The organism is Kitasatospora sp. NPDC004615 (assembly GCF_042873545.1).
Taxonomy (GTDB): domain Bacteria; phylum Actinomycetota; class Actinomycetes; order Streptomycetales; family Streptomycetaceae; genus Kitasatospora.
Genome location: NZ_JBIALQ010000002.1, coordinates 449,221 through 470,259, shown reverse-complemented (window position 1 = coordinate 470,259; position 21,039 = coordinate 449,221). Strand labels below are relative to the sequence as shown.

The 21,039-nt window shown below is 72.2% G+C and carries 16 protein-coding genes; 9 read left to right on the top strand and 7 right to left on the bottom strand.

The annotated features are described in order from the left end of the window. Positions 1-106 precede the first annotated feature (106 nt). Positions 107-1,321 (bottom strand): pyridoxal phosphate-dependent aminotransferase, encoded by a 1,215-nt coding sequence (locus ACFYS8_RS08975; protein ID WP_387637848.1) that lies wholly within the window; start codon positions 1,319-1,321, stop codon positions 107-109. A gap of 119 nt (positions 1,322-1,440) precedes the next feature. Between ACFYS8_RS08975 and ACFYS8_RS08970 the strand changes: the two genes are divergently transcribed. Then, positions 1,441-2,109 (top strand): prepilin peptidase, encoded by a 669-nt coding sequence (locus ACFYS8_RS08970; RefSeq protein WP_387637845.1) that lies wholly within the window; start codon positions 1,441-1,443, stop codon positions 2,107-2,109. A gap of 88 nt (positions 2,110-2,197) precedes the next feature. On the opposite strand, the gene ACFYS8_RS08965 is transcribed toward ACFYS8_RS08970, so the two are convergent. Further along, complete coding sequence (locus ACFYS8_RS08965) at positions 2,198-3,805, bottom strand: chitinase (RefSeq protein WP_387637843.1); 1,608 nt, start codon at positions 3,803-3,805, stop codon at positions 2,198-2,200. A gap of 338 nt (positions 3,806-4,143) precedes the next feature. On the opposite strand from ACFYS8_RS08965, the gene ACFYS8_RS08960 reads away from it, so the two are divergent. From ACFYS8_RS08960 to ACFYS8_RS08945, 4 genes are all read left to right on the top strand, one after another. After that, positions 4,144-4,938 carry an isoprenyl transferase gene (locus ACFYS8_RS08960; RefSeq protein ID WP_387637841.1) on the top strand — a complete coding sequence of 265 codons (795 nt, stop codon included), beginning with the start codon at positions 4,144-4,146 and terminating at the stop codon, positions 4,936-4,938. A gap of 212 nt (positions 4,939-5,150) precedes the next feature. After that, on the top strand, positions 5,151-6,482 hold the full coding sequence (locus ACFYS8_RS08955; protein ID WP_387637838.1) for a PhoH family protein: 1,332 nt from the start codon (positions 5,151-5,153) through the stop codon (positions 6,480-6,482). A 405-nt stretch (positions 6,483-6,887) separates the two neighbouring features. Further along, the gene (locus tag ACFYS8_RS08950; RefSeq protein WP_387637835.1) at positions 6,888-7,562 is read left to right on the top strand and encodes a transglycosylase SLT domain-containing protein; all 675 of its coding nucleotides are present in this window, start codon (positions 6,888-6,890) and stop codon (positions 7,560-7,562) included. Between the two features lie 413 nt (positions 7,563-7,975). Next, positions 7,976-9,403 (top strand): AI-2E family transporter, encoded by a 1,428-nt coding sequence (locus ACFYS8_RS08945; RefSeq protein ID WP_387637832.1) that lies wholly within the window; start codon positions 7,976-7,978, stop codon positions 9,401-9,403. 170 nt (positions 9,404-9,573) lie between these two features. On the opposite strand, the gene ACFYS8_RS08940 is transcribed toward ACFYS8_RS08945, so the two are convergent. Next, positions 9,574-10,104 (bottom strand): alkyl hydroperoxide reductase, encoded by a 531-nt coding sequence (locus tag ACFYS8_RS08940; RefSeq protein ID WP_387637829.1) that lies wholly within the window; start codon positions 10,102-10,104, stop codon positions 9,574-9,576. 5 nt (positions 10,105-10,109) lie between these two features. Continuing rightward, positions 10,110-10,661, bottom strand: a complete 552-nt coding sequence (locus ACFYS8_RS08935; RefSeq protein ID WP_387637826.1) for a peroxiredoxin — start codon at positions 10,659-10,661, stop codon at positions 10,110-10,112. A 177-nt stretch (positions 10,662-10,838) separates the two neighbouring features. Here ACFYS8_RS08935 and ACFYS8_RS08930 point away from each other — a divergent pair, with 177 nt between their 5' ends. The 3 genes from ACFYS8_RS08930 (at position 10,839) to ACFYS8_RS08920 (ending at position 14,656) form a co-directional block, all read left to right on the top strand. Further along, positions 10,839-11,810 carry a LysR substrate-binding domain-containing protein gene (locus tag ACFYS8_RS08930; protein ID WP_387637823.1) on the top strand — a complete coding sequence of 324 codons (972 nt, stop codon included), beginning with the start codon at positions 10,839-10,841 and terminating at the stop codon, positions 11,808-11,810. Positions 11,811-13,010: 1,200 nt separating this feature from the next. Next, positions 13,011-13,934, top strand: coding sequence for an AAA family ATPase (locus ACFYS8_RS08925; RefSeq protein WP_387637821.1), 924 nt, complete (start codon positions 13,011-13,013; stop codon positions 13,932-13,934). Then, positions 13,931-14,656, top strand: coding sequence for an HNH endonuclease (locus ACFYS8_RS08920; protein WP_387637818.1), 726 nt, complete (start codon positions 13,931-13,933; stop codon positions 14,654-14,656). Before ACFYS8_RS08925 ends, ACFYS8_RS08920 begins: the two co-directional genes overlap by 4 nt. Before the next feature lie 6 nt (positions 14,657-14,662). Here ACFYS8_RS08920 and ACFYS8_RS08915 read toward each other — a convergent pair whose 3' ends face one another. The 3 genes from ACFYS8_RS08915 to ACFYS8_RS08905 all read right to left on the bottom strand — a co-directional run bounded on the left by ACFYS8_RS08915 (position 14,663) and on the right by ACFYS8_RS08905 (position 20,573). Next, positions 14,663-16,381: a SpoIIE family protein phosphatase gene (locus ACFYS8_RS08915; RefSeq protein WP_387637815.1), complete on the bottom strand. Its 1,719-nt coding sequence runs from the start codon at positions 16,379-16,381 to the stop codon at positions 14,663-14,665. 57 nt (positions 16,382-16,438) lie between these two features. Next, positions 16,439-17,176, bottom strand: a complete 738-nt coding sequence (locus tag ACFYS8_RS08910) for a methyltransferase (protein WP_387637813.1) — start codon at positions 17,174-17,176, stop codon at positions 16,439-16,441. Between the two features lie 424 nt (positions 17,177-17,600). Next, entirely contained in the window at positions 17,601-20,573 is a 2,973-nt protein-coding gene (locus tag ACFYS8_RS08905; RefSeq protein ID WP_387637810.1) for a BTAD domain-containing putative transcriptional regulator, read from the bottom strand. Positions 20,574-20,781: 208 nt separating this feature from the next. Here ACFYS8_RS08905 and ACFYS8_RS08900 point away from each other — a divergent pair, with 208 nt between their 5' ends. After that, positions 20,782-20,982, top strand: coding sequence for a hypothetical protein (locus tag ACFYS8_RS08900; protein ID WP_387637807.1), 201 nt, complete (start codon positions 20,782-20,784; stop codon positions 20,980-20,982). The last annotated feature ends 57 nt before the right edge of the window (positions 20,983-21,039 follow it).

The following is a 21,039-nucleotide window of genomic DNA, read 5'->3' as shown; positions in this document are numbered from 1 at the left end:
GTCCGGTCGAAGCGGGGAGTCCCGTCCTCGGCCGGACCTTGCTGTACGTTCCGGGTTGCTCGCGCAGTTCCCCGCGCCCCTGGTTTCGCGCCCGCCTGCCGTGCCCCTACGCCTGTACGTAGCCGGAGAGGAAGTCTCCGATGCGGGTGACCGCGCTGGTGATGTCGTCCGGGTGGGGGAGGGTGACCAGGCGGAAGTGGTCGGGGGCGGGCCAGTTGAAGCCGGTGCCCTGGACGATCAGGATCCGCTCGGCGCGGAGCAGGTCGAGGACCATCCGCGCGTCGTCCTTGATCTTGTAGACCTGCGGGTCGAGCCGCGGGAACGCGTACAGCGCGCCCTTGGGCTTCACGCAGGAGACGCCGGGGATCTCGTTGAGCAGCCGGTACGCGGCGTCGCGGGAGGCGAGCAGCCGGCCGCCGGGCAGGATCAGGTCGTGGATGGACTGGCGTCCGCCGAGGGCCGCGGCGACGGCGTGCTGGGCGGGCATGTTGGCGCACAGGCGCATCGAGGCGAGGACGTTGAGGCCCTCGATGTAGGAGCGGGCGCGCTGCCGGTCGCCGGAGAGCACCATCCAGCCGCTGCGGAAGCCGGCCACCCGGTAGGACTTGGACATGCCGTTGAAGGTGACGCAGAACAGGTCCGGGGCGAGGGTGGCGAGCGGGATGTGCTCCACGCCGTCGTAGAGGATCTTGTCGTAGATCTCGTCCGCGTAGATCACCAGCTTGTGCTGCCGGGCGAGTTCGACGATCCCCTCCAGCAGTTCGCGCGGGTAGACCGCGCCGGTGGGGTTGTTGGGGTTGATCACGACGATCGCCCGGGTGCGGTCGGTGATCTTCGCGGCGATGTCGGCCAGGTCGGGGTACCACTCGGCCTGCTCGTCGCACCGGTAGTGGACGGCGGTGCCGCCGGCCAGCGAGACCGAGGCCGTCCACAGCGGGTAGTCGGGGGCGGGGACGAGGACTTCGTCGCCGTCGTCGAGGAGGGCGGTCATGGCGAGCTGGATCAGCTCGGAGACGCCGTTGCCCAGGTAGACGTCCTCGACGGTCTGGCCGTGCAGGCCGCGGTCCTCGTAGTGCATGACCACGGCGCGGCGGGCCGACAGGAGGCCCTTGGAGTCGCCGTAGCCGTGCGCGGAGGACAGGTTGCGGAGGATGTCCTGGAGGATCTCGGGCGGGGCTTCGAAGCCGAACGCGGCCGGGTTGCCGGTGTTGAGCTTGAGGATGCGGTGGCCCTGCTCCTCCAGCCGCATCGCCTCGTCGAGCACCGGGCCGCGAATGTCGTAGCAGACATTGGCGAGTTTGCTGGACTGGATGACCTGCATGCCCGATTACTTTACGGGCGCGCCGGGCCCGTCTCCGCGTGGTGTTCGCCACCTGGACACGGACGGGTGAACGGTGGTGCGGCGGTAGGGTCGCGGCGGGCCGTCAGGGGAGGCGTCGGATGCTCGGGGCAGTGCTGGGTGCGGTGCTGGGTCTGCTGGTGGGGGTGCCGCTGCGGTCGGCGGTGGTGCGGTACGCGGTGCCGGGCGGCGAGCCGTGGCGGGCCTGCGCGGTGACGCCGCTGGGCCGTTGCGTGCGCTGCGGGGAGCGGGCCGGACCGCCGCCGCTGGCCGTGGAGCTGACCGCCGGGGCGGTCGGCGCCGCGCTCGCCGGGTACGCGCCGGGTCGGTGGCTGCCGCTGCTGGCGTGGGTGGCGCTGTTCGGCGTGGCGCTGGGGTTCGTGGACGCCGCGGTGAAGCGGCTGCCGGACGCCCTGACGCTGCCGCTGCTGGCGGGCACGGCCCTGCTGGTCCCGCTCGCCGACCACCGACCGGAGGTGTGGCTGCGCTGCGCGCTGGCGGCGGGCGCACTCGGGGGCGTGTTCCTGCTGCTGGCGCTGTTCTCGCCGATGGGCCTGGGGGACGTCAAACTCGCCCCCTCGCTCGGCGCCGTGCTCGGCCTGGCCGGCTGGCGGACGTTCTACGCCGGTCTCCTCTACATGTGGCTGATCGCCGCGCTGTGGGCGGTCGCCCTGCTGGTGCTGCGCCGGGCCGGCCGCCGCACCGAACTGGCCTTCGGCCCGGCGATGCTGCTGGGCACCCTGGCGGCCGTCCTGGTCACCGTCCGCTGAAAAGGGGCGGGGCCCGTCGTACCCCCAGTGGTACGACGGGCCCCTGTGCACCTGCCCCACCCTCAAGGAGCGGTGCACCGGCGGAGAGTCACGGCATGTTGCGGAGGAAGGCCCCGACGTTGTTGGAGAACTCGTTGCCGTTGTTGGCGTCCCAGTTGGTGGACCAGGTCATCGCGCCGCGGATGGTCGGCCACTTGGCCGGCGGGACGAAGGTGCCGCAGTGGTTGCCGGTGGCCAGGCAGTCCAGCGCGTTGTTGACCACGGTGGAGTTGACGTAGCCGCCGCCCGCCGCCTTGCTGGAGGCGGGGACGCCGATGCCGACCTGGTCGGGCCGCAGGCCGCCCTGGATGTGGGTGCAGACCTGCGCGGTGATGAAGTCGACGGTGCCCTGGGTGTAGACCTTTCCGTCGCAGCCGTTCATGCCACCGGAGTTGTAGAACTGGGTGTTGACGACGGTCAGGATGTCCTTGGTGGCCAGCGCCAGCTGGAAGTACGCGCCGGCGGTGGAGTACATCCCGATGGTCTCGGGGGCCATGGTCAGCACGAAGCCGGAGCCGACCTTGGCCTGCAGGGTGTGCAGCGCCTGCGCCATGTAGGTGGCGTTGACGCCGTTCTCCAGGTCGACGTCGATGCCGTCGAAGCCGTACTGCTGGATCAGCTTGTACGCCGAGTCGGAGAACGCGGTCGCGGCGGCCGAACTGCCCACCGAGATCGCGCCGTTCTGGCCGCCGATGGAGAGCACGACCTTCTTGCCGGCCGCGTGCTTGGCGGCGATGTCGGCCTTGAAGTCGGCGTCGGTGTAGCCGCCGAGCTTGGTGGCCAGCGCCGGGTCCAGGGTGAAGGAGATCGCGCCCTGGGTGGTGGTCGCGTCGGCGAAGGAGACCGCGATGATGTCGTACGCGGACTGCACGTCGCGCAGCCTCTGCACGGTCGAGCCGTTGTCGAAGTTCTGCCAGTAGCCGGTCATCGCGTGCTTGGGCAGGCCGGTGTTCGGCGGCGGGGTGGTCGCCGAGCCGGACGGGCTGGGCGAGTTGGACGCCGACGGGGAGGCGCTCTGCGACGGCGAGGCCGAGGCGGACGGCGAGGCGCTCTGCGACGGGGAGGCCGACGCGGAGGTGGACGGCTTCGGCGAGACGGAGCTGGCGGACGGCGACGGGGAGGCGGTGCCGCCCGGGCCGATCAGCTGGATGTCGTCCGCGTAGTAGGCGGGCTGGCCGTACCAGCCGTGGATGTACAGGGTGACGCTGGTGGTGTTGGCGCCGGTGGTGAAGGTGGTGTTCAGCTGGTTCCAGCTGCTCTGCGCCGACCAGGTGGACGGGTCGGTGCCGCCGGTGCCGCGGGCGCCCAGGTAGACGTACGAGCCCTGGACCCAACCGTTCAGAGAGTAGGCGGTGTTGGGGAGCACCGAGACGGTCTGGGTGCACTCCGCGGTGTCGCCGGCGCCCGGGGTGGCGGCCAGCGCGCCGGTGCCGGAGTGGACCGGGGTGGTGACCGCGCCGGCGTTGCCGGTGCAGGTCCAGTCGGCGAGGCCGGAGTCGAAGCCGCCGTTGGTCACCAGGTTGCCGACCGCGGCGTTCGCGCCGCCGGCCGACAGCGCCAGGCCGGTGCCGGCCAGGGCCAGCGCGGTCGCGGTGGCCAGCACCGCCGGGAACTTGTTGCGGCGCCGGTGGGACGGCTGCTGCAGGGTACGGGCCATGACAGGCTCCAGTGCAGGAGTGGGGGAGGGGGGCGTGGGGGGAGAGCAGACGTGGCGGGGGAAGGAAGAGCCGCCGCGGTGGGGGTCGCGGCGGCTCCGCTGTGGGGGTGGGTCCGCTGTGGTGCTGACCACACGCTGGACTAGACCAATGGCAAGCGTCAAGACCCGGAATCCGGTTTAGGGACCGTTTAAGGATTCGGAGACCGTTCCGTATCCCGCCCCGTGCGCGCACTGTGACAAGACCGGTACCTGCGGTTTTACCGCCGGTAATGCCGGGCGGAGTAGGCTGCGCCAGGGGATTCGCACCCGGAGCAATCAGCACGGAGGGGCCGTTCACGATGGGTCTGCGCGATGTGGTCGAGCGCACGCCGGGACTGCGCATCCTGCTGGACCGGGCCTACCGGCTGTACGGCCGCCGGGTCGAGGTGCACCTGGCCAACACCCCCCGCCACATCGGCGTGATCCTGGACGGCAACCGCCGCTGGGCCAAGGCCACCGGCGGCACCACCGCCTACGGCCACCAGCGCGGCGCCGACAAGATCAGCGAGTTCCTGGGCTGGTGCGAGGAGACCGACGTCCGCGTCGTCACCCTCTGGATGCTCTCCACCGACAACCTGGCCCGCCCCGCCGAGGAACTCGTCCCGCTGCTCGGCATCATCGAGGACGCCGTCCAGGGCCTGGTCGACGCCGGCCGCTGGAAGGTCCACCCGGTCGGCGCGCTCGACCTGCTGCCCGCCCCCACTGCCGAGGTGCTCAAGCGCGCCGAGCAGCAGACCGCGCACATCGACGGACTGACCGTCAACGTCGCCATCGGCTACGGCGGCCGGCAGGAAATCGCCGACGCCGTCCGCTCGTTGCTCCAGGAACACGCCGGCCGCGGCACCTCGATCGAGGAACTGGCCGAAATCCTCGACGTCGAGCACATCGCCGAGCACCTCTACACCAAGGGCCAGCCCGACCCCGACCTGGTGATCCGCACCTCCGGCGAGCAGCGGCTGTCCGGCTTCCTGCTCTGGCAGTCCGCACACAGCGAGTTCTACTTCTGCGAGGCCTACTGGCCCGCCTTCCGCAAGGTCGACTTCCTGCGGGCACTGCGCGACTACCAGCTGCGCAACCGGCGGATGGGGCGCTGACGCCCGGCCAATTCCCTTGGGTGCCCGGTCGGTTCCTCATACCCGTGCTGCCCATGGGAAAACGTTCACCCGTTGTGATCCCGCCGTTCGTCCAGGCGCGAATGCGGGCCTCCTCGCCTGGGAATACTCCGCTCAGACCGTCCCCCCGGCCAGCGGGGCCGCGGGGACCGGTGGGCCGCGGGTGACGTCGGGTCACCCGCTCTGGAGGGCTAGTGGTCAGTACCAAGAGCCGCCGGACACCAGACCGGCGCACGTACGTCCTCGACACCAGCGTGCTCCTGGCCGACCCTCTCGCCATGACGCGCTTCGAGGAGCACGAGGTGGTCCTCCCGGTGGTTGTCGTGACCGAGTTGGAGGCCAAGCGGCACCACCCGGAGCTCGGCTACTTCGCCCGCCAGGCGCTGCGCCTGCTGGACGACTACCGGATCCGCTACGGCCGGCTCGACGAGCCGATCCCGGTGGGCGAGTTGGGCGGCACCATCCGGGTCGAGCTGAACCACTCCGACCTGACGATCCTGCCGGCCGGCTACCGGACGGGCGGCGGCGAGGCGGACACCCGGATCCTCGCGGTCGCCCGCAACCTGCAGGCCGAGGGCTACGACGTCACCGTGGTCTCCAAGGACCTGCCGCTGCGGATCAAGGCGAGCTCGGTCGGGCTGCTGGCCGAGGAGTACCGGGCCGAGCTGGCGATCACCTCCGGCTGGACGGGCATGACCGAACTGCACGTCCCCGCCGACCAGGTGGACGAGCTGTTCGCCGGCCAGGAGCACGCCCTCTCCGTTGACGGCGCCGAGCAACTCCCGGTCCACACCGGCCTGGTGCTGCACTCCGAGCGCGGCCGCGCGCTGGGCCGGGTGGCCCCCGACGGCCGGGTGCGGCTGGTCCGCGGCGACCGCGAGGCGTTCGGCCTGCGCGGCCGCAGTGCCGAGCAGCGGATCGCGCTCGACCTGCTGCTCGACCCGGAGATCGGGATCATCTCGATGGGTGGCCGGGCTGGCACCGGCAAGTCCGCGCTCGCCCTGTGCGCCGGCCTGGAGGCCGTCCTGGAGCGCCGCCAGCACCGCAAGGTGATGGTGTTCCGCCCGCTGTACGCGGTCGGCGGCCAGGAACTCGGCTACCTGCCGGGCAGCGAGGCCGAGAAGATGGGCCCCTGGGCGCAGGCGGTGTTCGACACCCTCTCCGCCGTCACCACCCAGGACGTGATCGAAGAGGTCATCTCCCGCGGCATGTTGGAGGTGCTGCCGCTCACCCACATCCGCGGGCGCTCGCTGCACGACGCCTTCGTGATCGTGGACGAGGCGCAGTCCCTGGAGCGGAACGTGCTGCTCACGGTGCTCTCCCGGATCGGCCAGAACTCCCGTGTGGTGCTCACCCACGACGTCGCCCAGCGGGACAACCTGCGGGTCGGCCGGTACGACGGCGTGGTCGCCGTGGTGGAGAAGCTGAAGGGCCATCCGCTGTTCGCCCATGTCACGCTCACGCGTTCGGAGCGTTCGCCGATCGCCGCACTGGTGACCGAGATGCTGGAGGACATCCAGCCGTAGGCATAACCGGACACATCGGGGCAAAGGGGTCTGGCGCGTACCGTCAGGCCCCTTCGCTGTCAGCCCTGTTGACGACCCCTCTGCCGATCGCCCGCCAAACGCCCAGGTGGCGAAGTTTGTGAGATCCGCCACGGCACAGGGAATTGCGTAGACACCGTCGCGTGCGGCATGGTGAGGGTTCTGTCAGGCCCCGCGTACGGCAATTCCTCGCCCGGCAACTCCGGTCGGCGGGCGGAAAACTGAACACCGCAAGGCCGTACGCCGCTCGATTCCACCGCCGCTCCGGGCCCGCCCGGGGGGACGGCCGAGCCAGCGCCTCCCGTGACCAGAGTTCGACGGAGGCCAGTGACCAGGGGCATCTTGCGCCCGGAGGTCACACGCCGGGCGACGCTGGAAGGAAACCATGTGACTCGGATCTCGGTCCGGGGAGTCGCTGTCGCCTCCGCCACTGCGGTGACCGCCGTCGGTGCTGTCGTAGGTGCGGCCTCTGGCAGTGAGGGCAAGACCGTTCAGACGGTCGACGTCGCGAGCGCCACCCTGCTCGCCGACGCGCCCACCGGTGCACAGGCCCAGAACGTCAGCGACGGCATCAGCCGCCAGGCCAACGCCCAGCAGGTCTCCGCCGACGCCGCCGCCAAGAAGGCCGCGGAAGAGGCTGCCCGCCAGAAGGCCGCCGCCGACGCCCAGGCGAAGGCCGACGCGGAGAAGGCCGCCAAGGCGGCCGAGGAGAAGCGTCAGAAGGAGGAGGCCAGCCGCGCCTCCGCCCGCAGCGTGCTCGCCACCGTCCCGGCCGGCTCGGTCCAGGACATGGCGCTGCAGATCGTCGGCGACGCCAACCAGTTCCAGTGCTTCAGCCAGATCGTCAAGCGCGAGAGCGGCTGGGACTACACCGCCACCAACGCCTCCTCCGGCGCCTACGGCCTGGTCCAGGCGCTGCCGGGCTCCAAGATGGCCTCGGCCGGCGCGGACTGGCGCACCAACCCCGCGACCCAGATCAAGTGGGGCCTCAACTACATGAACAGCCGCTACGGCAGCCCCTGTGGCGCCTGGTCGTTCTGGCAGTCGCACCACTGGTACTAGGCCCAACGGCTGGTACCAGGCCCAACGGCTTCGTATCGAAGGGCCCCGTTTCTCGCACGGCCGAGAACGGGGCCCTTCGTGCTGCCGCGAGACAGCGGCCTCTGAGCGGGCCGTGCCGCCCGGGCGGCGCTGACCAGTGCGCTGCGGGCGGCGACGGTCCGGTGCGGACGCGGGGGAGCGGAGCGGGTCCTGGTTCCACCACTCCCGGCCGGTCCGCCGACAGAAGGTCCGTTGAAGCGCCTTCCCATCTTTGGCCGGACGAAACGGGCGCATTGATGATGATTTGCCCGGAACCTCCTGGAACCGGTCCTTGATACCACCGCGCCCCGGGGCCCCGTCGGCAGGTAGCGTTTCTGGCCGACGGCCGCGCGACCCGCGGCCGCGGAGCAGACGAACACGGGGGAGACCGGGCAGTGACGGAAGAGACGAACGGCGGCCGCTGGCGCGGTGTCGCCAAGATAGGGGCGTTGGCGGCCGGGCTGTTCGCCGCCGTCGAACGCCGCCGCCGCGCGGCCATCACCGCCGAGGCGCAGGCGCTCGCCACCGAGCAGGCCGTCGAACTCGCCGCCGAGCGGGCCGCCCGGCGCACCGTCGAGCAGACGGCCCGTCAACTCGCCGGACACGAAGGCGCATCGGCCGAAGGCCTGGCCGTCGCCGTCGCGTCCCAGGAGCCGGCGGCCGGGCCGACCGTCCCCGCCCCGCGCAGCGTCGAACAGCAGACCGGCGCGCCCTCGTTCGGCCGTCCCGCCACCCCCGCGGACGCGGTGCCGTGGACGCTGCGGGTCGCCGCCGAGTCCACCTGGCGGCTGCTGCTGATCGGCGTCGCCCTCTACGTGGTCTTCCGGGTCATCGACACGCTGCGGCTGGTCGCCTTCTCGGCCCTCGCCGCGGTGCTGATCGCCGCGCTGCTGGAACCCACCGTCTCCTGGCTGCGCCGGCACGGCGTTCCGCGCGCGGTGGCCGCCGCCGGCACCTTCATGTCCGGCCTGGCCGGCATCGGCCTGGTCGGCTGGTTCGTGTTCTGGCAGGTGTCCACCAACCTCGACTCGGTCACCGTCAAGGTGCAGGACGGTGTCCGGCAGCTGCGGGACTGGCTGCTCAACGGCCCGTTCCACCTCACCCAGGACCAGCTGAACAACTTCACCAACCAGATCACCACGGCCATCGGCAAGAACTCCGACCAGCTGACCTCGGCCGGCTTCACCGGCGTCAGCATCGCCGTCGAACTGCTCACCGGCATCGCGCTGGCCGCCTTCACCGTCTTCTTCCTGCTCTACGACGGCGCCGGGATCTGGAACTGGACGCTGCGCGGCCTGCCCCGGCACTCCCGGTACGCGATGGCCGGCGCCGGGCCCAAGGCCTGGGCCACGCTGACCGCGTACGTCCGCGGCACCGTCACCGTCGCCTTCATCGACGCGCTGTGCATCGGCATCGGGCTCCAGCTGCTCGGGGTGCCGATGGCGATGCCGCTCGCGGTGATCATCTTCCTGGGCGCGTTCGTGCCGCTGGTCGGCGCGCTGGTCACCGGCACCATCGCGGTGCTGATCGCGCTGGTCACCGTCGGACCGTTCAAGGCGCTGATGGCGCTGGTCGTGCTGGTCGCCGTCCAGCAGCTGGAGGGACACATCCTGCAGCCGCTGATCCTCGGCCGGGCCGTGCGGGTCCACCCGCTGGCCGTGGTGCTCGGCGTCGCCGCGGGCTCCATCGTCGGCGGCATCGCCGGCGCGATCGTGGCGGTCCCGCTGATCGCCGTGACCAACACCGTCACCGGGCACCTGCGGCAGCGGAACGCCGCCGGGCAGGAGGTCTTCCAGGCGATAGAGGCGGCCCGCAAGCAGTAGGGCCGCCCGCAGGCAGTGGAGCCACCCGCAGGCGGTAGATGCGGCAAACGGAAAGGTCCGCCCGCAGGCGGTAGATGCGGCAAACGGAAAGGTCCGCCCGGGGAGGGGTTCCCTCCGCAGGCGGACCTTTCCGTCTGTTCGTCGCGCAGATGTCCGTCGCGCGTCGACCGTCAGGCCAGCTGCGCTTCGGCGTCCAGCACCGAGGCGACGGCCTGGACGGTCGCGGCGATCTTGACGGAGGCCTGGATGACCTCACGCTCGACGCCGGCCTTGCGCAGCACGCCCTCGTGCGAGTCGAGGCACTGACCGCAGCCGTTGATCGCGGAGACCGCGAAGCACCACAGCTCGAAGTCGACCTTGTCGACGCCCGGGTTGCCGATGATGTTCATCCGCAGACCGGCCCGCATCGTCCCGTACTCCTTGTCGGAGAGCAGGTGCAGCGTCCGGTAGTAGACGTTGTTCATCGCCATGATCGCGGCGGCGCCCTTGGCGGCCTGGTAGGCCTCCGGGGACAGCTGCGACTTGGCCTCGGGCTCCAGCTCGCGCAGCACGGCCGGCGAACCGGTCGCCATCGCGCAGGCCAGCACGGTGCCCCAGAGCTGCTGCGCCGGCAGGTCCGAGTTGCCGATGACCGAGCCCAGGTTGAGCTTCAGGTCCTTGGCGTAGTCCGGCAGCGCGGCCTTCAGTTCGTCGAGAGCCATGGGGGTCAGCCGGCCAGCAGGGCCTGGGCGTCGAGGGTGTCCTCGCCCTTGTTCCAGTTGCACGGGCACAGCTCGTCGGTCTGCAGGGCGTCCAGCACCCGCAGGACCTCCTTGGGGTTACGGCCGACGGAGCCGGCGGTCACCATGACGAACTGGATCTCGTTGTTCGGGTCGACGATGAACACCGCGCGCTGGGCGGTGCCGTCCGCGCCCTCGACGCCGCAGGCGCGCATCAGGTCGTGCTTGATGTCGGCGAGCATCGGGAAGGGCAGGTCGCGCAGGTCCTTGTGGTCCTTGCGCCAGGCGTGGTGGACGTACTCCGAGTCACCGGACACGCCGAGGACCTGGGCGTCACGGTCGGCGAACTCCTCGTTCAGCTTGCCGAACGCGGCGATCTCGGTCGGGCAGACGAAGGTGAAGTCCATCGGCCAGAAGAAGACGACCTTCCACTTGCCCTCGTAGGTCTTGTGGTTGATCTCGGCGAAGGCGTTCGCGGCGTCGAGGTCAACGCAGGCGTTGAGTTCGTACTCGGGGAACTTGTCGCCGATCGTCAGCACGTCGTTACTCCAAGGGTTGAGATGAGGGTTGTCCGTATTGCGGACATTTCAAGCGTCGCACAGGGGCTACTGATCAGTGAAATCGGATCTGCTGCTTTGCCTGATAGGCAATCCCGATCAGTGCGGCACACTGGAGGCAGCATCGGACCACATCGGATCACCGCAGGAAGCGCCGTCGTGAAGCACCCTACGCAACGCACCCCCACCCTCTCCCAGCTGCGGGCCTTCGCTGCCGTCGCCGAACACCTGCACTTCCGCGAGGCCGCCGCCGCGATCGGCACCAGCCAGCCCGCGCTGTCCGGCGCCGTTGCCGCGCTCGAGGAGACCCTCGGCGCGCAACTCGTCGAACGCACCACCCGGCGCGTCATGATCACCCCGCTCGGGGAACGCGTCGCCGCCCATGCGCGCCAGGTGCTGTCCGCGCTGCACGCCCTCACCGAGGAGGTCGAGGCCGCCCGCCGCCCCTTCACCGGGCCACTGCACCTCGGCGTGATCCCCACCGTCGCGCCCTACCTGCTGCCGACCGTCCTGCGACTCGTCCGCGACGCCTACCCCGACCTCGAACTGCACGTCCACGAGGAACGCACCCCCTCCCTGCTCGACGGCCTCGCCACCGGACGACTCGACCTGCTGCTGCTCGCCCTGCCCGCCGGCGGGAGCGCCCCCGTGGCCGAAATCCCGCTGTTCGACGAGGACTTCGTGCTGATCGTGCCGCCCGAACATCCGCTCGCCGGACAGTCCGACGTCCCGCGCGACGTGCTGCTCGACCTCGACGTACTGCTGCTCGAAGAAGGCCACTGCCTGCGCGACCAGGCCCTCGACATCTGCCGCGAAGTCGGCGCCGACGCCTCCGGCGGCAGCACCCGCGCCGCCGGGCTCTCCACCCTCGTCCAGCTGGTGGCCGGCGGGCTCGGCGTCACCCTGCTCCCCGCCACCGCACTCGCCGTCGAGACCGGCCGCACCGACCGCCTTGCCGCCGTCCGCTTCGCCGCCCCCACCCCCGGCCGCCGCATCGGCCTCGCCCACCGGCCCGGCTCCGCCCGCACCCCGGAATACGACCGCTTCGCGGCGGCCCTCTGCGACGCGCTGCGGGGCTTGCCGGTACGCATCGCGCCCACCCACCCGCCCGTGACCCCACCGCCGAGGTGAACCCCCGAGGGCGCTGGCGCTCGGCGGTTGCCGTGCACGTTGCCCCGGCCCGCCCACCCGCCCGTGACCCCTCCGCAGAGGTGGGACGCGGGGACCCTGCCGACGGCCACGGGCGTTCGCATCGCCCCGGCCCGCTCGCTCGCGGCCCCGCCGCCGCCGGCCGCAGGTGCCGCCCCTCCCCACCTGCCCGTGACCCCACCGCCGAGGTGAACCCCCGAGGGCCGCTGGCGCTCGGCGGTTGACGCGCACGCCATCCCGGCCCGCCCACCCGCCCGTGACCCCTCCGCAGAGGTGGGGCCAGGGGGCGCTGCCGGCGGCCACGGGCGTTTCGGATCGCCCCGGCCTGCTCGCCCGCGGCCCCGCCGCCGCCGGCCGCAGGCGCCGCCCCTCCCCACCTGCCCGTGACCCCGCCGCCGGGGTGAACCCCCGGGGGGGCTGGCGTTCGGCGGTTGACGTGCATGTTGCCCCGGCCCGCCCACTCGCCCGTGACCCCTCCGCAGAGGTGGGACGCGGGGGCGCTGCCGGCGGCCACGGGCGTTCGCATCACCTCGGCCCGCTGGCCCGTGGCCCCGCCGCCGCCGGCCGCTGGCGCCGCTCCTGTCGGTCTGCCCGCCCGTGACCCCGCCGCCGAGGTGAACCCCCCCCGGGGGGGGGCTGGCGTTCGGCGGTTGACGTGCACGCCATCCCGGCCCGCCCACTCGCCCGTGACCCCTCCGCAGAGGTGGGACGCGGGGGCGCTGCCGGCGGCCACGGGCGTTTCGGATCGCCCCGGCCCGCTGGCCCGTGGCCCCGCCTCCGCTGGCCGCAGGCGCCGCCCCGGCCGGTTTGCCCGCCCGTGACCGCGCCGCCGCCAGCCGCAGGCTTTGCCCGGCGGGCCTTCGCGCCTGTGGCCCCCGCTTCTGCTGGCCGCAGGCGCCGTCGCGGCCTGCCGCCCCGCTCGTGTTCCCGCCGCTGCTCGCCGCAGGCGCCGCCCCTGCCGGTCTGCCTGCCCGTGACCGCTGCCGCCGACCGCAGGCGCCGCTCCGCTCGTGGTCCCGCCGCTGCTCGCCGCAGGCGTTGCCCCGCCCGTCTGCCCGCCCGTGGCCCCGCCGCCGTCGGCCGCAGGCGCCGCCCCGGCTCTCTTCGCCTTCTGCTGTCGGGGTCACGGGTGGGTGGGCGGGCGAGGGCTGGGCATAACACCCCGCAGGGGGTGGTGGCCCGGTGTATGTGTCGCGGATCAGGGTTTCCGGCGTGAAGTGTTTCGGCGGGGCGCGGGAGGTGGATCTGGCGCTCCCTCCGGGGCCGGGGTGGAACGTGGTGGCGGGGCCGAACGGGAGCGGGAAGAGCACGCTGCTGCGGGCGGTCGCGATGGCGCTCGGGGCGTTGCCGGGTGGCGAGAGAAGCGCATGGGGCGACGGCTGGGTGGAGGCGGAGCCCGCGCCGCGCTGGCGGGTCGGTGAGGCGCAGGGCGCGCGGCAGGCGCGTTTCGTGGAGCCCGGCCAGGGCCGAGAAGTCCCGTTGGACGCCGAGCTGGTGGCCGGCGTGCTGCCCCCTGGTTGGCGGGTCAGCGATCCGGAGCGGCAGTACGTCGCGCACGGCGCGCTGGAGCTGCCGCTGGACGAACTGGGCGACGGCGTCGCCGCGTTGGCTCGCATGGTCGGTCAGGTCGCGGCAACCCCGCACGCGGGCCCGGTGCTGATCGACGATGTGGACCGCCACCTGCACCCGGTGTGGCAGCAGCGTCTCGGCCCGTGGCTGACCGAGCACTTCCCGCGCACCCAGTTCCTGGTCGCCACCCACAGCCCGTACGTCTGCCAGGCCGCCGACCCGGGCGCGCTGATCCGTCTCCCGGGACCCGGCGAGGAGTTCGCGCCGCACCGGCTGGACGAGGACCTGCGGCAGCGGGTGCTGTACGGCAGTGGGGAGGACACCGTCCTGTCGGAGCTGTTCGGGCTGCCGAGCGCCTACTCGCCGGCCGCCGAGGCCGAACGCAGGCTGCTGGTACGGCTGGAGCGCAAGATGTACGCGGGCCGGGCCACCGACGCGGAGCTCGCCGAGTACCGGGAGCTCGGGGCGAAGCTGAACAGCTCGCTGACCGCCCGGGTCGACGAGGTCACCGCGCGGCTGCTCGGCCGGGACCAGTGATCCCGCTCCAGCGGCCGGCCCTGCAGCCGCGGCTGGCCGCCGACCTCGAGCGGGCCACGGCCGGGATCCGGACGGCGGGCCCGAGCACCGCGTCCGGCCGTGCCGCGTGGCGCAAAGCCGTCCGTCCGAAAGCCCAACTGCGGTTGATGCTGCGGCAGATGGCGCCCGGGCTGGAGCGCTGCATGTACTGCGGGGACAACCTGGGCACCGACATCGACCACTTCGAGCCGATCGCCCAGGCGCCGCTGCGCACCTTCGACTGGCAGAACCACCTGCTGGCGTGCGCGCACTGCAACAGCAACCGCAAGCGCGACCGCTTCCCGCGTGACCCGGCCACCGGCGACGCGCTGCTGGTCGACCCGTGCCGCGAGGATCCGGCCGACCACCTGCGGCTCTACCTGGACTCCGGCGCGTACGACCCGCTGACCGTCCGCGGCGAGGCCACCATCGAGGTGTTCGGCCTCAACGAGCGGCCCGAACTGGTGCGCGGCCGACGGCTGATGTTCGCCGTGGTCAAGGCGCTGCTGCTGACCTGGCAGATGGCCGACGGGGCCGCGGCCGAGGAGTATGTGGCGGCGCTGCGCGAGATCCACCACGCCGACGTGCTGCGCACCGTCCTCGGACTGCGCCGCAGCCGCCCGCTGGCGCTCGCCGTGCTCGGCCCGGACGTCCTCGGCGCACTCGACCAACTTGCCGCCGCCGACCCAAGGTTCAGTACCTGAAGGCGCTCAGATGCGCTGTTCGAACCAGACCACTTTGCCCGCCCCCAGCCGGGTCGCACCCCACCGGTCCGCACACCGGGCGACTATCTGGAGGCCGCGCCCACGCTCCTCGTCGGGGCCCGCCCGGCGGGTGCGGGGCAGCGCCGCCGAGTCGTCGCCGACCTCGCAGCGCAGCCGCGAGGTGCGCACCAGCCGGAGCGTCACCGGGCGGGTGGCGTGCCGGATCGCGTTGGTGACCAGCTCGCTGACCATCAGTTCGCAGTTCTCCCGCAGATGGTCCAGGCCCCAGTTGTGCAGCGCGTGCCCGGCCAGCCGGCGCGCCCGGCCCGGCGTCTCGTGCCGCGGCTGGAGGTACCAGTAGGCGACGTCGGAGGCCGGGATCCCGTCGAACGCGGCGGCCAGCAGCGCGATGTCGTCGGCCCGGTCGCCCGGTGGCAGGATCCGCAGCGCCTCCTGGCACAGCTGCTCGGGGGTGAGCCGGTTCGCCCCCTCCAACCGGGCCCGCAGCAGTTCGAGTCCGGTGCCCAGCGGGCGGCGGCGGGTCTCCACCAGGCCGTCGGTGAACAGCAGCAGCGAGGATCCGGGCGGCGCGGCCAGCTCCACCGAGGTGAAGTCCACGCCGCCGACGCCGATCGGCGCGCCGGGTGGCAGGTCCAGCAGCTCACTGGTGCCGTCCGGGCCGACCAGCACCGGCGGTACGTGCCCGGCGTTGGCGATCACCACCCGGCCCGCGATCGGGTCGTACACCGCGTACACGCAGGTCGCCAAGTGGTGCTCGCGGCCCAGGCGTTGAGCCTGCTCGTCGAGGTGGTACAGCACCTCGTGCGGCGGCAGGTCCAGGCCCGCCAGGGTCTGCGCGGAGGTGCGCAGCTGGCCCATCACCGCGGCCGAGGTCAGCGAGTGGCCCATCACGTCGCCGGCGATCAGTGCCACCCGGTTGCCCGGCAGCGGGATCGAGTCGTACCAGTCGCCGCCGACCTGCGCCCCGCGCTCGCCCGGCAGGTAGCGGTGCGCCAGGCGCACGCCGTGCGGCTGCGGCAGGTGCGCGGGCAGCATCGAGCGCTGCAACTCGTCCGCGATCTCCCACTCGCGGGTGTAGCGCAGCGCGGTGTCCACGGCCAGGCCCGCGTGGGTCGCCAGGTGCGCGGCCGTCGCGGTGTCCGCCGGGTCGAACGACACCGGCTGCCCGTCCGCAGCCGGGCGCCGGATCAGCAGCAGCATGCCGAGCGCGGCCTGCCGCCCGTGCAGCGGCAGCGCCAGCAGCGCCGTCCCCGCCGGCAGCCGGCCCAGCGCCCGGGCGCCGAGCAGCTCGGCGGGCAGGCCGCCGCGCCGCTCGTCCAGCACCGTCGGGCCGTGCGGGGCGCGCCGCTCCAGGGCACGCTCCAGCGCGCTGCCGGGCGGCACCGGGCGCAGGCCGCCGGAGCGGCCCAGCTTCGTCCCGGCGGTGTGCCGCACCCGCAGCGCGCGCGGACGCCCCAGGTCGCGCTCGACGTCCGGCAGGGGATCGCGGACCAGCACCACCAGGGCGTCCGCGAGCTCCGGCACCAGCACCCGGCCCAGGTTGCGCAGGGTGGCCGTCAGATCCAGCGAACTGTTGATCCGCCGGGCCGCACCGTCCAGGTACGCCAGGCGCTCGGCAAGCCGGGGCAGCCCGTCGGGCGGCGGATGCCGCTGGACGGGGACGGCGGGCTGCTGCCCCGCCAGGGGCTCCAGGTGGTCGCGCACGGGCTGCCCGATTCTGTGCAGATGTGGAGGACGTCGAAGGCGGCGGCTGACTCCCGGTCAGCCGGTGCGCCGACAGCGCAGGTACAGCTGGGTCTCCGGCGGCTGCGCAGACCCCGCCGGGGCGTAGGACTGGCTGTCCACCGCCTCCACGGCGAAACCGGACCGCTCCAGCAGGCCGGTCAGGTCCTCACGCAGATAGCCGCTGACCCGGATCCGCTGGTCCAGGAACGGCAGCGCCGCGTCGTCCAGGTCCGCCTCCACCATGCCCAGCGCCAACAGGCCGCCCGGGCGCAGCAGTTCACGGATCCGGCCGAGCGCCTCGGCGATCTCCGCCCGCGGCAGCATCAGCAACGAGAAGAACGCCGCCGCACCGTCCAGCGTCCCCGCCCCGGCCGGCCCCAACTCGGGCACGCCCCACAGTTCTTCGGCGTTCCCGGTGGCCAGGTCGACGACGTCGAAGCGGTGGAACACCGCCTCCGGCACCGCCTTCCGGGCCTGCTCCAGCATGCCCGCCGAGAGATCCACACCGATCACCCGCAGCCCACCGTCCGCCAGCTGACGCGCGGTCGGTTCACCCGCGCCACAGCCCACGTCCAACACCACGGCCCCGGCCGGAAGCTGCTCCACCAGCCACCCGGCACACGCCAACTGGCCCGACCTGGCCGGAAACACCTCCTGGTACCGCTCCCCCATCGCATCGAAGGCAGCGGCCTGGCCGGCCCGCTCGGCCCGGCGGCGCTCCCCCGCGGACGCCCGCTCGGCGTCGGCGGGGACTTCAGTCTGTTCGTCCGTCACCTGATCTGGGCACCTCTCCCGCGCGCGTCCTGCCCCACCCGTCGTGGTCCGCACACCACTCCCGACCCTGGTTTATGAGAATAAACGCGATCACCGCACCGTGGAGTCCGTTTCCGGCCAACTCGTTCGCCGTTGGGCGATTATCGCCCGCCGACCGAAGCACACCGTCGCCCGCAACGGAGCGCACCAGCCCCCCGCACGCCGCCCGCCACGCCCGCACCACACCCCTGACCAGCCCCAATACCCCATCAACCACCCAGCCGCCGGCGTTTATCGAACGTCAATCGCGGCCTGGCAGAGTCTTCCTCAGCGCCGGGGAAGCGTCAAAGCGTTCCCGCAGCCGGGGGGCTGCGGGAACGCTGACGCCCCGGGGGGACAGGCCTTCGCCGGGGGACCAGGGGGGTACCACGGGGGAGCGAAGGCCTTACGGCGCGGGGGGAGGAGAAGGCTCGGTGTGCCGAGAGTCGATGAGGTCCTGCACGGGCTGGGCCTCGGGCACACCGAGCCGCGTGAACACCGTCAACGCCTCCTGAAGACACGCCAGACCGCGGGAAGGCTGCCCGAGTTCGAGCAGCGCCTCGCCGAGAGCGGCGTTGGCCATGCCCTGGCAGTACGCCGCCTCGATCTCCTGCGCGATCGACAACGACTCCTCCGCCGCCTCCGCCGCCGCCGCGAACTGACCGTCGGCCAGCAGGCAGGCGGCGAGGCGGGCGAGGGAGTAGCCCTCCCAGATCGGGTGCTGGTGGGCGCGGTACAGCTGATGAGCTTCACGCAGGTGTATGGCCGCCTCGCCCGGCTCGCCGGTGGACCGCAGCACCACGCCCAACTGGTAGAGGGTGTCCGCCAGACACGGCACGTTGCCGGACGCCCGGGCAGCCGTCACTGCCGCGCGGGCGGCCTCCACTGCCTCCTCGTGCCGGTCCAGGCCGACGTAGGCACGAGCCATATTGGCGAGCAGCCGGGCCTCGTTGATCGGCGCGTCCATTCGGGACACGATCAGGCGGGCCTGCTCGTAGAACGGCAGCGCCTCCGCCGGTCGACCCGCCATGATCAGAACGATCGCGAGTGCATTGGTCGTGACCAGCCGCAGCATGGTGGCCCGATCACCCGAAAGAAGTGCCAGGCTGGCGGCCAAAGCCTCTTCTGCCTCGGCGAGTTCGGCTGCCACCTGATGCATGTGACCGAGCGCGTAGTGCACCCGGGCCAGGGTCGCCGCGTCTCTCCGCGCTGCCGGATTCGCTGCGACGCCGTGCAGCACACTTCGGATGCGCGGGGCGAGCGATGGGTCCTCGACCACGCTGGTCATGCTCTGCAGGATGTCCACTGCCGGCTGCAGCAGCTCCAGCGGGGCACTGGCCGTCGCCTCCACCGCGCCGAGCAGGACCGCAACCTCGGAGCGGAGCCACTCGCGGGCCGTTGCGGTGTCGGAGAACGTCAGCCCGGACGACTGCGCGACGTGCAGTGGCTCTACCGAGATATCGTCAGGTTCGAGTACCTGCTCGGCGTTCCGCATGGTGGCATGAACCAGATCCAACAGCCTCAGCAGCGCATCCTGTTGGAGCTCAATGTCCGCGATCTTCGCATTCTGCCGCTGAGCGTAGAGCCGCAGCAGGTCGTGGTAGCGGTACCGGCCGGGCGTGAAGCACTCCAGCATGTTGGCCTCGACCAGCGCCTCCGCCAGGTCCTCCGCTTCCTGCTCGGGAGCGCCGAGCAGCGCGGCGACGGCCGCCAGCGGGAGGTCCGGCGAGTCCACCAGCGCGAGCAGCCGGAACGCCCGGGCCTCCTCGGGCTGGAGCTGGGCGTAACCGAGCCCCAGGGTGGTCTCCACGGCGAGGTTGCCGAGTTGGAGCTCCTGGAGACGGTTGCGCTGGTCCGCTAACCGGCGTGCGAGGTCCGAGACGCTCCAACGCGGCCGGCTGGCCAACCGGGCGGCGGCGATGCGGACCGCCAGCGGCAGGAAGCCGCAGGAGGTCACCACCTGGAGCGCGGCCTCGGGTTCGGCGGCCACCCGCTCGACACCGACGATCGCGGAGAACAGCGCCAGCGCCTCGTCCGGGGTCAGCTCCTCGATGTCCACCAGGTGCGCGCCGGGGATCTCCGCCAGCCTCGAACGGCTGGTCACCATCACGGCGTTGCCGGAGACACCAGGGATCAGCGGCCGCAACTGCTGGGCGTCGCGGGCGTTGTCGAGCAGGATCAGCATCCGCTTGTCGGCCAGCAGCGAGCGGTACATCGCGGAGCGCTGGTCCAACGAGTCGGGGGCGTCGGGCGTGCCGAGCGCGTGCAGGAAGTCACCGAGCACGACAGCCGGGTCGGCCGGGGACGCACCCGCGCCGCGCAGGTCCACGTACAGCTGCCCGTCCGGGAAGTCCGGCCGCAGCAGGTGTGCCACGTGCACCGCGAGGGTGGTCTTCCCGACACCGCCGATGCCGGCCAGCGAGGTGACGACCACGGCTTGGCCGGAACCTGCCCTCAGCACGTCCCGGAGCTCGTTCACAATCTTGCTGCGACCGCTGAAGTCCGATACGTCGGCCGGGAGTTGAGCAGGCGGGACGAACGGGGTCGACTCCTCCGCGGCGGCCTTGGACGGTGCGGCGAGGACCGCCATCAACTCCGGGTCGCCAGCCAGGATGCGGGCGTGCATAGCGGCCAGCGCGGTGCCGGGCTCCACGCCCAGTTCCTCGATCAGCAGCTTCCGGGTGTCCGCGTACACACCCAGGGACTCGGCCTGCCGGCCGCTGCGGTACAGCGCCAGCATCAGCAGCTCGCGCAGCCGTTCGCGCAGCGGATGGGCGGCGGAAAGCGAGTTGAGCTCGGCCACCACGTCGGCGTGCAGGCCGATCTCCAGCGCCATCGCGCAGCGCTCCTCGGCGACTGCGAGTCGACGTTCCGTCAACCGACTGCGCTGTGACTCCGCGTAGGGCCCCGGCACTCCCGGAAGCGGGCGGCCGCTCCACAGGTCGAGCGCCGACACCAACCCGTCGTGGGCGGAGCGGAACGCACCCTCCGCCCGCGCGTTCGTGGCCTCGGCGACCCGCTGCTCGAAGACCGCCAGGTCCATGGACTCCGTCGGAATCCGCAGCGCGTAGCCGTCGCTCACCGAGACTAGGACCTCGGCGGGCTTGCGGACTTCGCGGTTCGGTTCCAGTACCGAGCGCAGCCGGGAGATGTACGTGCGCAGTGCGGCGACCGCCTGCGGCGGGGTTCGATCACCCCAGATGCCGTCGACCAGGTCGTCGGTGGTCACCGGGCGGCCCTCGCCGAGCAGCAGGGCGACCAGGACCGCCTGCTGTTGCGGCGATCCGAGTGCGAGCGGTGCATCACCGCGCCATGCCTGGACAGGGCCGAGCACTTGGAAGCGCAACGCCTCGGCGGAGCGCGTGCCCTGAAGCTCCATGTCCTCCCCTGTGGCCGATGAACCGTCTGTTCCCCACGCTGACACCGGTCGTGTGGGGGCGTCAGCTTATGAGGGTGCGAGCAAACGTCCACCAAGCGGATGCAGGGTACGACGTTTATGAGACATTTAGCGCCCCCTACGATACTGGCCGCGAGCCCGGGGAGAGTCGTCCGGGCAATCACCCTTTAGCTGAAAGGCGGCCCACCCCATGGCCGACGAGACCATCACGGCTGCGCCCGCGACCGAGCACACCGCTGCCCCCGCCGACCCGAACTCGATCGAGAAGGCCCTCGAGGTGCTGGCCGAGCAGCCGGCTGCGGCCCCGGTCGAGAAGCAGATCGAGAAGCCGATCGCGCCGAAGGACGACGAGACCTTCGAGCCCCTCGGCACCATCATCAACTGCCCGTGACCAGTACCCACGTCACCAGAACGAGCCCCGACCCTCACCGGCCGGGGCTCGTCCCGT

Excerpts from the sequence above, each read along its gene's own strand:
- ACFYS8_RS08965 (WP_387637843.1), bottom strand. The coding sequence starts at position 3,805 with ATGGCCCGTACCCTGCAGCAGCCGTCCCACCGGCGCCGCAACAAGTTC.
- ACFYS8_RS08970 (WP_387637845.1), top strand. The coding sequence starts at position 1,441 with ATGCTCGGGGCAGTGCTGGGTGCGGTGCTGGGTCTGCTGGTGGGGGTG.
- ACFYS8_RS08975 (WP_387637848.1), bottom strand. The coding sequence starts at position 1,321 with ATGCAGGTCATCCAGTCCAGCAAACTCGCCAATGTCTGCTACGACATT.
- ACFYS8_RS08905 (WP_387637810.1), bottom strand. The coding sequence starts at position 20,573 with ATGGAGCTTCAGGGCACGCGCTCCGCCGAGGCGTTGCGCTTCCAAGTG.
- ACFYS8_RS08960 (WP_387637841.1), top strand. The coding sequence starts at position 4,144 with ATGGGTCTGCGCGATGTGGTCGAGCGCACGCCGGGACTGCGCATCCTG.
- ACFYS8_RS08900 (WP_387637807.1), top strand. The coding sequence starts at position 20,782 with ATGGCCGACGAGACCATCACGGCTGCGCCCGCGACCGAGCACACCGCT.
- ACFYS8_RS08940 (WP_387637829.1), bottom strand. The coding sequence starts at position 10,104 with ATGGCTCTCGACGAACTGAAGGCCGCGCTGCCGGACTACGCCAAGGAC.